The sequence below is a fragment of the Natronocella acetinitrilica genome (assembly GCF_024170285.1).
Lineage (GTDB): Bacteria > Pseudomonadota > Gammaproteobacteria > Nitrococcales > Aquisalimonadaceae > Natronocella > Natronocella acetinitrilica.
Map to the genome: position 1 here is coordinate 162,305 of NZ_JALJXV010000008.1, position 14,570 is coordinate 176,874.

Annotated in this window: 11 protein-coding genes; 10 read left to right on the forward strand and 1 reads right to left on the reverse strand. The window is 62.5% G+C overall.

Annotated features, from left to right (window positions below; genetic code table 11):
* The first annotated feature begins 208 nt into the window (after positions 1-208).
* From surE to rpoS, 5 genes are all read left to right on the forward strand, one after another.
* Positions 209-958, forward strand: a complete 750-nt coding sequence (surE, locus tag J2T57_RS16430) for a 5'/3'-nucleotidase SurE (RefSeq protein WP_253481202.1) — start codon at positions 209-211, stop codon at positions 956-958.
* Positions 955-1,620, forward strand: a complete 666-nt coding sequence (locus J2T57_RS16435) for a protein-L-isoaspartate(D-aspartate) O-methyltransferase (RefSeq protein WP_253481204.1) — start codon at positions 955-957, stop codon at positions 1,618-1,620. The genes surE and J2T57_RS16435 overlap by 4 nt, the downstream gene beginning before the upstream one ends.
* Positions 1,620-2,195, forward strand: a complete 576-nt coding sequence (locus J2T57_RS16440) for a YqaA family protein (protein WP_253481966.1) — start codon at positions 1,620-1,622, stop codon at positions 2,193-2,195. The genes J2T57_RS16435 and J2T57_RS16440 overlap by 1 nt, the downstream gene beginning before the upstream one ends.
* Positions 2,196-2,275: 80 nt before the next feature.
* A complete protein-coding gene (locus tag J2T57_RS16445; RefSeq protein ID WP_253481206.1) occupies positions 2,276-3,064 on the forward strand; it encodes a peptidoglycan DD-metalloendopeptidase family protein in 789 nt (262 codons plus the stop codon).
* 210 nt (positions 3,065-3,274) lie between these two features.
* Complete coding sequence (gene rpoS, locus J2T57_RS16450) at positions 3,275-4,300, forward strand: RNA polymerase sigma factor RpoS (protein ID WP_253481224.1); 1,026 nt, start codon at positions 3,275-3,277, stop codon at positions 4,298-4,300.
* 22 nt (positions 4,301-4,322) lie between these two features.
* Here rpoS and J2T57_RS16455 read toward each other — a convergent pair whose 3' ends face one another.
* Positions 4,323-4,703: an Mth938-like domain-containing protein gene (locus J2T57_RS16455; RefSeq protein ID WP_253481227.1), complete on the reverse strand. Its 381-nt coding sequence runs from the start codon at positions 4,701-4,703 to the stop codon at positions 4,323-4,325.
* 141 nt (positions 4,704-4,844) lie between these two features.
* On the opposite strand from J2T57_RS16455, the gene J2T57_RS16460 reads away from it, so the two are divergent.
* From J2T57_RS16460 to J2T57_RS16480, 5 genes are all read left to right on the forward strand, one after another.
* Entirely contained in the window at positions 4,845-6,155 is a 1,311-nt protein-coding gene (locus J2T57_RS16460; protein ID WP_253481230.1) for a homoserine dehydrogenase, read from the forward strand.
* Positions 6,156-6,198: 43 nt separating this feature from the next.
* On the forward strand, positions 6,199-7,335 hold the full coding sequence (thrC, locus tag J2T57_RS16465; RefSeq protein ID WP_253481233.1) for a threonine synthase: 1,137 nt from the start codon (positions 6,199-6,201) through the stop codon (positions 7,333-7,335).
* A complete protein-coding gene (locus J2T57_RS16470; protein WP_253481235.1) occupies positions 7,335-8,369 on the forward strand; it encodes a hypothetical protein in 1,035 nt (344 codons plus the stop codon). Before thrC ends, J2T57_RS16470 begins: the two co-directional genes overlap by 1 nt.
* A complete protein-coding gene (gene recJ, locus J2T57_RS16475; RefSeq protein WP_253481239.1) occupies positions 8,366-10,096 on the forward strand; it encodes a single-stranded-DNA-specific exonuclease RecJ in 1,731 nt (576 codons plus the stop codon). The genes J2T57_RS16470 and recJ overlap by 4 nt, the downstream gene beginning before the upstream one ends.
* Positions 10,097-10,296: 200 nt before the next feature.
* Complete coding sequence (locus J2T57_RS16480) at positions 10,297-14,559, forward strand: EAL domain-containing protein (protein ID WP_253481242.1); 4,263 nt, start codon at positions 10,297-10,299, stop codon at positions 14,557-14,559.
* Positions 14,560-14,570: the final 11 nt, after the last annotated feature.

The following is a 14,570-nucleotide window of genomic DNA, read 5'->3' on the forward strand; positions in this document are numbered from 1 at the left end:
ATTCCCAGGCATTTTCGACAAGGTACCGCCCACGCTGGTTCAAGCGGAATTCAAACGCTGTGATCAGCTGCCCACTTCCATGGATGCAGCAATGTTGCAGGCCAGTATACTGTGTCCCCTGACAGATTAGGGGGCGCTACTGGCCCCGCCACGGCGACGCGCCGTTCTGGCCGTCGACCTCAGTGCAAGCAATTGTCCAGAGGACGCAATGCGTATTCTCGTAAGCAACGATGACGGCTACCAGGCGCCGGGAATCAGGCGACTGGCGCTGGAGATGCAGAGTCTCGGCGATGTGGTGGTCGTGGCCCCGGATCGGGACCGCAGCGGGGCCAGTAATTCCCTGACCCTGGACCAACCCATCCGCGCGACCATGGTTGAGCCGTCGGTCTATCGTGTCGAGGGGACGCCCACCGATTGCGTGCATCTCGCCGTAACCGGCTTGTTGGACGACGATCCGGACATGGTCGTCTCCGGGATCAACGCCGGAGCCAACATGGGGGACGACATCCTCTACAGCGGAACCGTGGCCGCGGCAACCGAAGGGCGTTTCCTTGGTCTGCCAGCCATTGCCATCTCTCTGTGCTCCCACGATCCGCGTCATCTGGATACAGCTGCTCGAGTGGCCCTGCTGCTGGTGCAGCGACTGCTGCGCGATCCATTGCCGGCGGACACGATTCTGAACGTGAATGTTCCTGACATCCCCTGGAGTGCCCTGCGCGGCTTCGAGGCAACCCGGCTAGGTCAGCGCCACCGGGCTGAACCGGCTATTCGGGAAATGGATCCGCGCAACCGTCCCATCTACTGGATTGGCCCTCCCGGCAGCGAACAGGATGCCGGGGAGGGCACCGACTTCCATGCGGTCCGCAACGGTTTTGTCTCCATCACGCCGATCCAGATCGACCTGACACGTTACGAGGCGCTGGACAAGATCGCCGGTTGGGTCACGGGGCTGTCATGATCGACGAGCGTTTGCGAAAGGGCATCGGCATGACCTCCGAGCGGACGCGGCAGCGCCTGGTCGAGCGCTTGCGCGAGGGGGGAATTACCAATGATCGCGTGCTCCAGGTCATCCGCGACCTGCCCAGGCACCTGTTCGTTGACGAGGCGCTGGCCAGTCGCGCCTACGACGACACCGCACTGCCCATCGGCCTCGGCCAGACCATTTCGCAGCCCTACGTGGTAGCACGGATGACCGAGGCGCTGATCGTGGATGGCGAAGGCGGAGACATGCTTGAGGTTGGCACCGGTTCGGGCTATCAGGCGGCGGTGCTGGCTCGCTTCGCCTCCATGGTCTATTCCGTGGAGCGCATCGGATTCTTTGCCCAGCAAGCACGTCAACGCCTCCGCTCCCTGGGCGTCCATAACGTTCGCGTTCGTCACGGGGATGGTTATGAGGGCTGGATTGGTCAGGGGCCGTTCCGGGGGATCGTGGTCACTGCAGCGCCGAACGATGTGCCGAGCGTATTGCTGGATCAGTTGGCCCTGGGCGGACGTCTGGTAGCACCGGTGGGCGACCGTGAGCGGCAGGAACTGGTCTGTTACACCCGACATGATGACGGCTACGAGCGCGAGGTGCTGGCCGAGGTCAGTTTCGTGCCCATGCTTGGCGGGACGCAATGATTCGTGTGTTCTCGCGCATGTACGAGCAGACCCTGCGCTGGGCAGCCCATCGTTATGCGCCACGTTATCTTGCTGTTCTAAGTTTTGCAGAATCCTCGTTTTTTCCTATCCCTCCGGATGTGATGCTGGCGCCCATGGCGCTGGCGCGACCAAATCGTGCGCTGCACTTCGCCGCACTGACCACGGTGTTCTCGGTGCTCGGCGGCCTGTTCGGTTACCTGATCGGCTATTTCGCCATCGAACTGGTCATGCCGCTGATTGTCCAGTTCGGACAGCTTGGGGCTTATGAGCAGGCCCAGGACTGGTTCATGGAGTATGGCTTCTGGGTGGTTCTGATTGCGGGTTTCTCACCGATTCCCTACAAGGTTTTCACCATTGCCGCCGGTGCCTTGATACTGCCAGTGATTCCCTTCGTGCTGGCGTCCCTGGTGGGGCGGGGCGGCCGGTTTTTTCTTGTGGCCCTGCTTGTCGGCTGGGGAGGCCCCAGGGTTGAGCCACTGCTCAAGCGTTATATTGACTGGCTGGGGTGGGGTACGGTCATATTGCTGATTGCGGCCTACTTCTACCTGAGGTGACACGGATTGACTCGAGCGCGAGCGCGCGAATCAATCCGTGTCTCCATGAGCCGCTGATCATGGATAGGAGTGGTGACGGTATGGGGAACCGAGCGAGCATAAGGCGTGCGGTGTCGGCCGTCGGCCTTGCCTGCGTGCTGTTGCTCCTCGTGGGCTGTGCCGGTGATACCTACGCGCCAGTGTCGGATCGCACCGCCCGTGCCACCGGCGACACGGCAAACGGCGTCTACCGTGTGGCGAGGGGCGACACGCTTTACTCCATTGCCTTCCGACATGATGTTGATCATCGGACTCTGGCTCGCTGGAACGATATCCGCGAACCCTTCACCATCTATCCCGGGCAAGAGCTTCGTCTCTCGCCATCCGCCTCCACGTCGCGGACCGCGTCCAGCCCACCGCCTGCCCCACGAGAGCCAGCAACGGCCTCGCGGTCTCCATCAGCTCCGCCTGCTCCGCCACCACGTCCGTCGGCCCCGGCGTCGACGGGCAGCAGCAGTACCAACGGGTGGGTCTGGCCCGCCCCAGGAGATGTGCTGAAGCGATTTTCCGCCGATGCCGATGGCAAGCAGGGCATCAATATCGGTGGCGATGAAGGTGCTGAAATCAAGGCGGCTGCCGGGGGGCGTGTGGTGTATAGCGGCAGCGGTCTGGTGGGCTATGGCAACCTCGTGATCATCAAGCACAACGACCAGTACCTGACAGCCTATGGATACAATCGGGAGCTGTTGGTGGATGAGGGGGATATGGTCGATCAGGGCGAGACGATCGCGCGAATGGGGCGCAATGGTGGCCAGCCGATGCTCCACTTCGAATTGCGCAGAGATGGTCGGGCGGTGGACCCGGTGCCCCTGCTGCCACGCTCAAGATAACCGCTGTCCAAGCTGGAGCCCCTGTGGTTCAGGGGTTTCATGAGGTAGTTGTACAAAACCTATGCAGTCCTAATCTTCAAAGGCTTGCACCGTTTTTCTCGGAGGCATATATTGGTTTTTCGAGGGGAGTGAGTGTGCTTCCCGAGGCTACCCCTCTCGTCCCGACGGGCGGCGCGCGCTGCGGGAGCGGAGGCTCACGGAGGGAACAGCATGGCGAGGAAACGGACTGCCGGGCAGCGTGTGGACGCGGCGCAGGATGCCGCAGTCGAAGACGGTACCGGGCTGCTGGGTGTGTCGAAAGACGACGCGCAACTCGTAGAAGAAGTCGATGCCGTCGACGAAGAAAAAGAGAATGAAGAGGAGGAGGAAACACTGCAGTTCTCACCCGGTGAGCACGCCGGGTCCAGTCTGGATGCCACGCAACTCTATCTGAACGAGATCGGTTTCTCGCCGCTGCTGACGGCCGAGGAAGAAGTCTACTTCGCGCGCAAGGCACAGCGTGGTTGCGCCGCGTCCCGCCGTCGCATGATCGAGAGCAATCTGCGCCTGGTGGTCAAGATTGCCCGGCGATACATGAATCGCGGTCTGGCGTTTCTTGATCTGATCGAAGAGGGCAACCTCGGTCTTATCCGTGCGGTGGAAAAGTTCGATCCGGAACGGGGCTTCCGTTTCTCGACCTACGCCACCTGGTGGATTCGCCAGACCATCGAGCGGGCGATCATGAATCAGACCCGTACGATCCGACTGCCGATCCACGTCATCAAGGAGATCAACCAGTACTTGCGCGCCGCGCGAAAACTCACGCAGACGCTGGATCACGAGCCATCCGCTGACGAAATCGCCAAGATGCTCGATCGCCCTCTGGCGGATGTGCAGCGGATGATGGGGCTGAACGAGGGCACAACGTCCGTGGACACGCCCATCGGCAAGGATGCTGACCGTGTATTGCTCGATGCCATCCCCGACGAGAACAACCCGGACCCCTCGGTTCTGCTTCAGGACGAAGATGTCCTGCATCACCTTGAGACCTGGCTTGACGAGTTGACGGACAAGCAACGGGCCGTGGTGGAGCGGCGATTCGGCTTGCGTGGCCGCGATCGTGCCACCCTGGAAGAGGTCGGCAATGAAATCGGGGTCACCCGTGAACGTGTTCGGCAAATCCAGATAGATGCGTTGAAGAAGTTGCGGGATCTTATGGAAAAGGAAGGGTTTTCGCAGGACGCAGTGTTTGGCTGACAGCAAGCCCGGGAGCCGCTGATCAGTCAGCGGTGCCCGGGCCCTCGATCATGAACAGAAGAGCCAGCGCCCGGCGCTGCTCGGCGATGAGCACATTGTAGGTTCTGCAGGCGGCAGCTGTGGTCATGGCTTCGACGCCGACTCCGGCCTCCATGGATCGCACCATGAACTCGCGAGCGGGAAACCGCTGCAGAGCACCCGTACCCAGTACGATCAACTCCGGATCCAGCGCCAGTAGTTCGTCGGCATGGGCCGTAGTCAGTTCCGCCAGGCTCAATGGCCCCCAGCCGGGGCGCAGCGTACCAGGCATCACCACCGTCGTGCCCTCGTAGCGCTCGCCGTTTATCACGACGAAGCCGTCGTCGTAACTGTGAATACGATTGGCGTCGCCAGTGTTTTCCATGGTCAATTGCATGCCCAACACTGTACGATTACGCCGGCGCAGGGCGCAATAGAAGGCTTTGGTCGCCGAGGTCAGATGAACTCGGCACGGTATTGCGGTATGGTCACGCCCGTCGTTGATCCGGGTCGTGGAGGAGAACGCGTGAGTGCAGTAAGAGTCGGCCTTCTGGGCCTGGGCACAGTCGGTGCGGGAACCATCAATCTCCTGCAGCGCAACAATGACGAAATCGCCCGTCGGGCGGGTCGCAACATCGATGTTGTCAGTGCCGCTGCCCGTCACCTGGACAGGCCGCGTGCGTGCTCAACCGATGGCATCCGGCTGACCACGGACCCGTTCAGCATCGTCGATGACCCCGAGACGGAAATCGTGCTGGAGCTGATCGGCGGTTATGAGCCGGCCCGCGAGCTGGTGCTTCGGGCCATCGATAACGGCAAGCACGTCGTCACGGCTAACAAGGCTCTGATCGCCAAGCATGGCAACGAGATTTTCGAGCGGGCCCGGGATCGGGGCGTGACAGTCTCCTTCGAGGCCGCGGTGGCGGGCGGCATCCCGATCATCAAGTCTATTCGTGAAGGCCTGACGGGTAATCGGATTCAGTGGCTGGCCGGCATCATCAACGGCACCGCGAATTACATACTCAGCGAGATGTACTACAACAGCCGGGAGTTTGCCGAGGTCCTTGCAGAGGCGCAGCGACTCGGTTACGCGGAGGCGGATCCTTCCTTCGACGTCGAGGGGGTAGACGCCGCCCACAAGCTGACAATTCTCGCCTCCATCGCCTTCGGCATACCCCTGCAGTTCGACAAGGTTCATGTTGAAGGCATCGGCCATGTGAGCCGTGAAGATGTTGCGTATGCAGAGGAGCTCGGCTATCGCATCAAGCACCTCGGCATGTGCAAATGGACCGAGGATGGTGTGGAGCTGCGGGTGCATCCGACGCTGCTGCCGGAGCGGCAGTTGCTGGCCAACGTGGATGGCGTGATGAATGCCATCATGGTGATGGGTGACGCCGTCGGCCCCACCCTCTATTACGGGGCTGGTGCAGGTGCGGCGCCCACGGCGTCGGCCGTTGTGGCTGACCTGGTTGACGTGGTGCGAGAGTTCAATGTAGAGCCTGAGTCGCGGGTACCGTATCTGGCGTTCCAGTCCACGGCGTTGTCTGATCAGCCGGTCCTGCCAATGTCTGCCGTGGAAACCGCCTATTACCTGCGGCTCGAGGTGCTCGATGAGCCCGGTGTGCTGGCCGATGTAACGCGCATACTCGGCAGCAACGGCATCAGCATCGAGGCCATACTGCAGAAGGAACCCGCGCCAGGCGCCGATGATGTGCCTGTCATCATCCTGACTCACCGGGTGAAGGAGCGCCAGATGAACGCGGCGCAGGAGCAGATGGAAGCGCTGCCAGCGGTACAGGGCCGCATCAATCGGATTCGCCTGGAACAGCTTCAGTAGTCCACCGGCACGGCTGGGCGTGCCGAGAACACGAGTAGAGATCATGCCATTTCGACCGCGTTATTCCGGCCTAATCGACAAGTACAGGGATCGTTTACCCATCGCCGACGATGCGCGGGTAATCAGTCTGGGTGAGGGCAATACGCCCCTGATTCGCCTGAATAACATCCCCCGGGATCTGGGCTGCGACGTCGAGCTGTACGTGAAGTTCGAGGGCTTGAACCCCACCGGCTCCTTCAAGGATCGTGGCATGACCATGGCCGTGACCCAGGCGGTGAACGCGGGCAGCGAGGCAATTATCTGCGCGTCCACGGGCAACACGTCAGCTTCTGCCGCTGCCTACGCCGCGCGAGCCGGGATTCGCTGCTTCGTGCTGATTCCGGACGGCAAGATCGCCATGGGCAAACTTGCCCAGGCCATCATGCATGGCTCGGAAGTTCTGCAGATCGAAGGCAACTTCGATGACGGCATGCGCATCGTCAAGCAGATGTCGGAGCACGCACCGGTCACCATCGTCAACTCCATCAACCCGTATCGTCTCCAGGGACAGAAGACCGCCGCGTTCGAGATCGTCGAAGAACTGGAAAGGGCGCCGGACTTCCACTGCCTGCCGGTTGGCAATGCCGGCAATATCACCGCCCACTGGATCGGCTATTGCGAATGTTCCGGCAGTCGCGACGGCAAGCTCACGGATGCCTGTGCGTTTTGCGATGGCAATTGCCGTTATGCCAGCAACACCGTGGGCGGCCGTCCGCGCATGGTCGGCTACCAGGCGGCCGGGGCCAATCCTTTCCTTCGTGGGGAGATGGTGGACGAGCCCGAGACAGTGGCTACCGCAATTCGAATCGGTCATCCACAAAGCTGGCAGCAGGCCTGGGCGGCGAGCAAGGAATCCGATGGCTGGTTCGACCAGTGCGATGACACGGAAATTCTGGCGGCACAGCGTTTGTTGGCGGATCGCGAGGGCATTTTCTGCGAGCCTGCCTCCGCTACGTCGGTTGCAGGCGCCATGCGCGATATCGGCACGGGCAAGATACCAGCGGGCAGCACCGTAGTCTGCACATTGACCGGTCATGGTCTGAAAGACCCGGATGTGGCGATTCGGCAGGCAGGTGATGCCATCAGCAAGGTCCCTGCGGAGCTTGAAGCGGTTCGGAAGGCCATACTGGATCGGATCTAGTGTCGGGCAGCGCAATGCTCCCGCCGGGGCTTTACCTGCATTGCGCCGGGGCTCTGGGCCCGGTTCCCCCGGGCGCCGCTGATCTGCTCATGCCAGGTACGGCGCCGACACTCTCTCGTCTGTTGTCCCGCGGTGGCCGCGATTCAGGCCAATTGCAGGACGCGTACATCCGGACTGTTGCGACGCTCTCCAATGCCGCGCTCGCGGCCAAGGGCTGTGGCCTGGATCCCGGTGAGGCGTGCTGGTTTCGGGCAGCACCACTCCAACTCGTGCCGGACCGGGACACGTTAGTGGTTCTCGGGCCAGAAACCCTCGCCGTAACCAATGCGGAATCCACGGCGATCGCGCGAGAATTCAATGCGTTATATGAAAGTGATGCCATAACTCTGCATGTGCACGACGCGAACCAGTGGTTGCTGCGCGTGGCTGCTGACGCGCCTGACATGAACATGCCCGCATTGCGCCGGATCATCGGCAGGCGGTTGCAGGACTGCCTGCCCGCCGGCCAGGACGCTCCGGGCTGGATTCGCTATCTGAACGATTGGCAAATGCTGCTCCACGGCAGCGCGGTGAGCGAGCGTCGCGCCTCCAGGGGGCAGCCTCGGATAAACGGGCTCTGGTTCTGGTCGGGAGGCGTGCTTCCCACGTCAACCCGGATTCCCTGGCACGGCGTTGCCGGGTCGGACGCCGGTGTGCAGGGCCTTGCTGATATGAGCGCTGGCGGCCCTCGACTGCTGCCCTTCGAACCAGAGGAGGTGCTGGCGGCGGCAGCGGGTGGTGAAGCAGTTCTGGTGGATATCCCGCCTGCACCCCCCGTGCTTGACGGCGAGAGTTTCCATCGCTGGGAGAGCTGGATATCCGCGCTGGATGACGACTGGTTGAAGCCGGCCTTCACGGCACTTCACCAAGGTGGCCTCCGGCAGCTGAGTCTGCATATCGGGGATGATTCCACCTGGCTCTGCAAGGCGACTGATCGCTACCGTGTCTGGCGTCGCAATCGTCCGCTCAAGCGGTTCCTGGAGCTGTCTCGATGAACCCGGTACTGCGCCAGCGTCTCTTGCCGCCAGGTCATGCCATCGCTGGCGTGCACCCGGTGCTCGATCGGGTGCTGCGTGCCCGTGGTGTCGCCTCGGCTGATGATCTCGCGTTGGGGCTCGACAACCTGCTGCCACCGGGAACCTTGACCGGGCTGGACGCCGCTGCCGAAGTGCTGGCCACTGCGGTCATGCAGGGGCGGCGCATCGTCCTGGTGGGGGATTTCGACGCCGACGGCGCGACCAGCGTTGCCCTGGGCATACTGGCGTTGCGCTGGATGGGGGCCGTGGAGCCCGGCTACCTGGTCCCGAACCGCTTCGAATTCGGCTACGGTCTCACGCCGCCCATTGCCGCGATTGCGGCGGACCAGGGGGCGCAATTACTGGTCACCGTGGACAATGGCATCAGCAGCCATGCGGGGGTCGCCGAGGCTCACGCCCACGGGATGCAGGTGATCGTCACCGATCACCATTTGCCGGGACCGAGCCTCCCGGCGGCTGATGTGATCGTCAATCCCAACTTGACCGATAGCCGGTTTCCCAGCAAGTCCCTCGCGGGCGTCGGGGTCATTTTCTACGTCATGGCAGCCTTACGGCAGGCTTTGCGCGGGGCGGGCTGGTTCGAGCGGCGTGGGCTCGCCGTGCCGTCCCTGGCCGAACTGCTGGACCTGGTGGCGCTGGGTACGATTGCCGATGTGGTCGCCCTGGATCGCAATAATCGCATCCTGGTGGAGCAAGGGCTTCGCCGCATCCGGGCTGGGCGTTGTCGCCCGGGCCTGCTGGCGCTGCTAGGCGTGGGCGGCCGGGACGCTGAGCGGGCAGTCGCCTCGGACCTGGCGTTTGCCGCGGGCCCCCGCCTGAATGCGGCGGGACGGCTCGAGGACATGACTGTCGGTATCGAGTGCCTGCTGGCGGAAGACGCGCGCTCGGCTGCAGCCCTTGCGGGCCGACTGGATGCGCTCAACCGGGAGCGACGTGCCATCGAGGCGCGGATGCAGGATGAAGCCCTGGCGGATCTGGAGGCGCGTATCGATGGCGATGCGCTTACGGCGGCCTTGTGTCTCTACGACGCCAACTGGCATCAGGGTGTGGTCGGCATACTGGCTTCTCGGCTCCGGGAACGCTTTCACCGCCCGGCGCTGGTATTCGCACCGGCCGGTGATGGCGAACTGAAGGGGTCCGGGCGTTCAATCCCCGGCCTGCATCTACGCGACGCGATAGCCCGCGTTGACAGCCTGCAGCCCGGGTTGATTCCACGCTTCGGTGGGCATGCAGGCGCAGCCGGCCTGTCCCTTGCCGAGGCCGATTTCGATACTTTCTCGTCCCTCTTTACCCAGGTGGTGGCGGACAGTGTCGATCCCGCGCAGTTCCGTGGAGAATTGCTCACCGACGGTCCATTGCAGGCAAGCGATCTGGAACTGCCGCTGGCCGAGGAGATCCGCGCTGCAGGCCCCTGGGGGCAAGGCTTTCCGGAGCCGGTCTTTCATAACGTCTTTCGCGTCCACTCCCGCCGTATCGTCGGCGAGCGCCACCTGCGCTTGCAGCTCAGCCCCGTGGACAGCCCGCGTCACTCTGTGGAGGCAATTGCCTTTGGCGCAGTGGAGCGGGGCTGGGACGGGCTGCCCGAAACCATCGAGATGGCTTATCGCCTGGACGTCAATCATTGGCAGGGGCGAAAGCGCCTGCAGCTCATGGTTGTCGATATGCGGCCCCTCACCGAGCGCTGAAGGCTTCGGCACCCTCTTTATGTGACGTAGCAGGCAAATTCCGAGGCCATTCCTGCGCCACTTCCAGGTTCCCGTTTACTATGCTGGGAGAGCAGCAGTCGCGGCCGTTCGTACCGATATCCGGGAGTGCCCGCCGCGATTGACGGAGACATGGGCGCTTGCACGTTTTCAGACAAAGTGAAGGCGGTATCAACCAGGCAATGGCGACTGCGTATCAGGATGATGGTCAGTTGCTGGGGCGTCTGGCGCAGTCGCTGGATGAGCCAGTCTACATCGTCGATGCGACGGCGCGGATTCACTTTGCGAATCCGGCCGCTCGAAAACTGCTGGACCTTGACGACTCCTCAGCCCCGCACACGCTTTCCCAGGCCTTCGTCCAGGTGCCGGATCAAGGCATGCGCTGGATGAAGGCTGTCGAGGCGGTGCACCGCACGGGTTACTGGCAAGGCGAACTCATCATCCGCGGCGGCAATGGTGACCGCCGTCATCTGCAGGCCACCCTGGTATCGGACCACGACGGGCCAGACGCCCACTTCGCGGTGCTCGCCCGGGATCTCAGTGCACAACAGGACTGGGAACTCGAACTGGAGGCCCGCGAGGCGCGTCTTGAGCGGGCGCGTGCCTTCTCCCGCGTGATGGTCAACCGAATGTCGCTGGATGGCAGCTGGCGACAGGTGGCGCCGCAGTTCTGCGAACTTCTCGACTACAGCGAGACCGACCTTCTGGGACGCCGGTTCACGGATTTCTCCGATAAGGAGGAGTCCGTTTACCAGGAGCGCATCCTGCAGCGCATGGCGGTGGGCGAGTTGCGCCATGCCGATCTCGAGAAATGCTATTACCGCCGCGATGGAGAACAGGTCTGGGTCGAACTCAGCGTCACCGTGGTGGAGGACGCTGGCGGCGAGCCGGTGGAACTCTACTGCTACCTGGTTGATATCACCGAGCGGCGCCGCGCCGACATGGCGCTGGACTACCGGCGCCGCTCGCTGGAACTGATAGCAGAATTGAGCAGCCGCTTCATCAGCATCGGTCTTGGCGAGTTGGATGTCGCTATCCATCGCGCACTTGAGAGCATCGGACGGCATGCGGAGGTGCAGCGTTGCTATCTACTGCAATACCGCGATGACGGCGAGACCGCCTGGTGCACCCATGAATGGTGTGCCACAGGCGTCCCGCCCGCTATCCAGGATTTGCAGCCGGTGCCGCCGGATGCCTTCCGTTGGCTGCTGGATCGACAGCGCACCGGCGTCATGCTGGATATCGATCATCTCGACGACTTGCCGCCGGAAGCCGCCATGGATCGAGTCGGACTCGAGGAGCAGGGCATCAAATCCCTCTTGCTCTGTCCACTGCGCATCCACGATCAGCTGGTGGGCTACGTGGGCTTTGATGTGGTCACCGAACCACGGCAGTGGAGCGGTGATGCCAAGCTTTTATTGAGCCTGGCGGGGCAGATGTTGCTGCACGTCATGCAGCGCGCGGAAGGATTGCGCACCCTGGCCGCCAGTGAACAACGCTACCGCTCCATGGTGGAGAACGCGGTGGAGGCGATCATCGTGTTCGATCTGGTCTCCCGCCGCTTCGTTGACGCCAACGAAAATGCGCTGGCGCTCTTCCAGGTGGATCGCGAGACTTTGCTGTCGGCAACACCGTCGGACTTCCTGGCGCAATGGCAGCCAGGGGATCCCGCGGACGACGTCACGGTGGAGGCACTGTTCGAGAGTCTTGAGGAAGGCAGTCGGCGGTCCGTGGAGTGCGTCTGCTGCAACACCGAGGCTGACACCTTCCCCGCCGAGGTGCACGTGGTGCGTCTGCCATCCGGCAACGGCCAGGCCCTGGTGCGGGCAAGCATCATCGACATGAGTGAGCGTCGGGCAGCGGAGCAGAACCTCCTCAACGAACGCTATTTCACCGAATCGGCGATCAACAGTCTGCCAGGCATCTTTTATCTGCTGGACGAGCACTTTCAGGTGCGCCGCTGGAATCAACGCCTCGAGGAACTGGCTGGCATGGATCGGCTTCGGGGCCTGCCGTCTCTGATCGATTGTTTCGTCGAGGCGGATCGCGCGGCGGTGGAAGTGGGGCTGGGCCGTGTCATGGAGCGCGGCAGCGGCTCCATCGAGGGGCGCTTGCTTGACGTTCGCAGTGGACGGCGTATCCCCCACGTGCTGACGCTGCGCCGGGTAGACGCTCCCGATGGCCTGTACCTGGTGGGCACCGGGGTCGATGTGTCCGAGCGACTCGAGCAGGAGCAGCAGCGGCTCAACCATTTGCGCCGTACGCGCTATCAGCACGAAGCCCTGGGCCATATCGCTACCAGCGATGCCGTGGCGGAGGGAGATCTCAGTGCGGCTTTTCGACTGGTCACCGAGCTGGGTGCGGCGGCCATGGGGGTGGAGCGCTGCAGCGTCTGGCTGCTGCGCGAAGCCGACGCCCTGCTGGAATGCGAAGACCTGTACATTGCCAGCGTGGGCCGCCATGACCAGGGAGGCGTGCTCACCCGGGACGAGTTCTCCGACTACTACGAGAACCTGCGCACCGGTGTCGCCGTGGATGTCGATGATGCGGTGAACGACCCCCGCACGGCGCTATTGGCGGAAACCTACCTGAAGCCTTTTGGCATCGAGTCCCTGCTGGATTCCCCCATCCTGATCGCCGGACGGGTTGTTGGCGTCTTCTCGGTGGAGTCGGTGGACGAGTTGCGCCGGTGGACACCAGAGGAGGTCAGCTTCGTCAGCAGCGTGGCCGGGCAGATCGCCCAGGCCATGATCAATCGCGAGCGGCGACGGGCCCAGGATGCCCTGCAGGAAAGCGAGACCCGCTACCGCGCCCTCTACGACCATAACCCCTCCATGTTCTTCACGGTGGACATCAACGGCTTCATTCGTTCCGTGAACAGCTATGCGGGCGAAACCCTGGGCTGCCCCGTTGAGGAGTTGGTGGGGCAGCCGTTCGACCTGCTGCAAAGCAGGCAGAGCAGGGACGCCGTTGATAACCATATCCGCGTTGCCCTGGATGCCGACGGCGATGTGCACCGCTGGGATGCCGAATTCATCTGTGCCGATGGTACGTCGTTGTGGGCGCGGGTCACCGCGCGGGCCATGAGCGCCATGGATGACGTGCCTGTCGTTCTGGCGGTTTGTGAAGATGTGACGGAGGCCCGCAAGCTCAGTGAGGAGTTGAGTTACCAGGCCAGCCATGATGCGCTAACGGGCCTCTGCAATCGCAGGGAGTTCGAGAATCGCCTGAAACGCGCCCTTGAGACCAGCAAGAGCGAACGGGTCACCCATGCGCTCATGTACATGGATCTGGACCAGTTCAAGGTCATCAACGACACCTGCGGGCATATCGCGGGTGACGAGCTGTTGCGGCAACTCGGCGAGATGCTGCGGGCCCTGGTCAGTCGCCGTGACACGCTGTCCCGCCTTGGTGGCGATGAGTTCGGAGTGCTGCTCGAGTACTGCGAGCCGGAGAACGCCAGACGCCTCGCGGAATCGGTGCGGCGAGCTGTGTCAGACTTCCGCTTTGTCTGGGGGCAGCGCAGTTTCGGCATTGGCGTGAGTATCGGTGTGGTGCCCATTTCCGAGAGCAGCAGCAGTATCGACGACGTACTCAGTCTGGCCGACACCGCCTGCTATGCCGCCAAGGACCAGGGGCGCAACCGCATCCATTTCTATCGCGAGGACGACTCGGAACTGGCCCGTCGTCACGGTGAGATGCAGTGGGTCGGTCGCATCCGTGATGCCCTGGACGATAACCGCTTTGAGCTGTATGCGCAGCCCATCGCGCCGCTTGGAAACCCGGCCTTGCCCGGTCGGCATTACGAAGTTCTGTTGCGAATGCGGGACGAAAAAGGCTCGCTGGTCATGCCAGGTGCGTTCCTTCCCGCGGCGGAACGTTTCGGACTTGCGTCGCGGCTTGACCGCTGGGTGGTTGCGGCCACTCTGGCCTGGCTGGCCGGCAAGCCGGAGCGCCTCTCTGGTCTCAACACCTGCTCGATCAATCTCTCCGGTCATTCCTTTGATGAGGAAGAGTTCCTTGATTTCCTGCTGGAGCAGGTCAGTCACGGTAACGTGCCCCCGGATAAGCTCTGTTTCGAGATCACCGAGACTGCCGCGATCAGGAATCTCACCGCGGCGGCCCCGTTTATCAGTCGGCTGAAGGACCTCGGTTGTCGTTTCGCGCTGGACGATTTTGGCAGTGGACTGTCATCGTTCGCCTATTTGAAGAATCTGCCCGTGGATTTCCTGAAAATCGACGGGTTGTTTGTAAAGGATATCGCCGACGATCCGATAGACTTTGCATTGGTCAAGTCGATCAACGAGATCGGCCATGTCATGGGCAAGCAGACCATCGCCGAATTCGTCGAGAATGACGCCATTCTGCAGCTGATCAGGGAGATCGGTGTCGACTATGCCCAGGGCTACGGCATCGGCAAACCCATACCACTCTCCGATATCTAGGAATTGTCTCC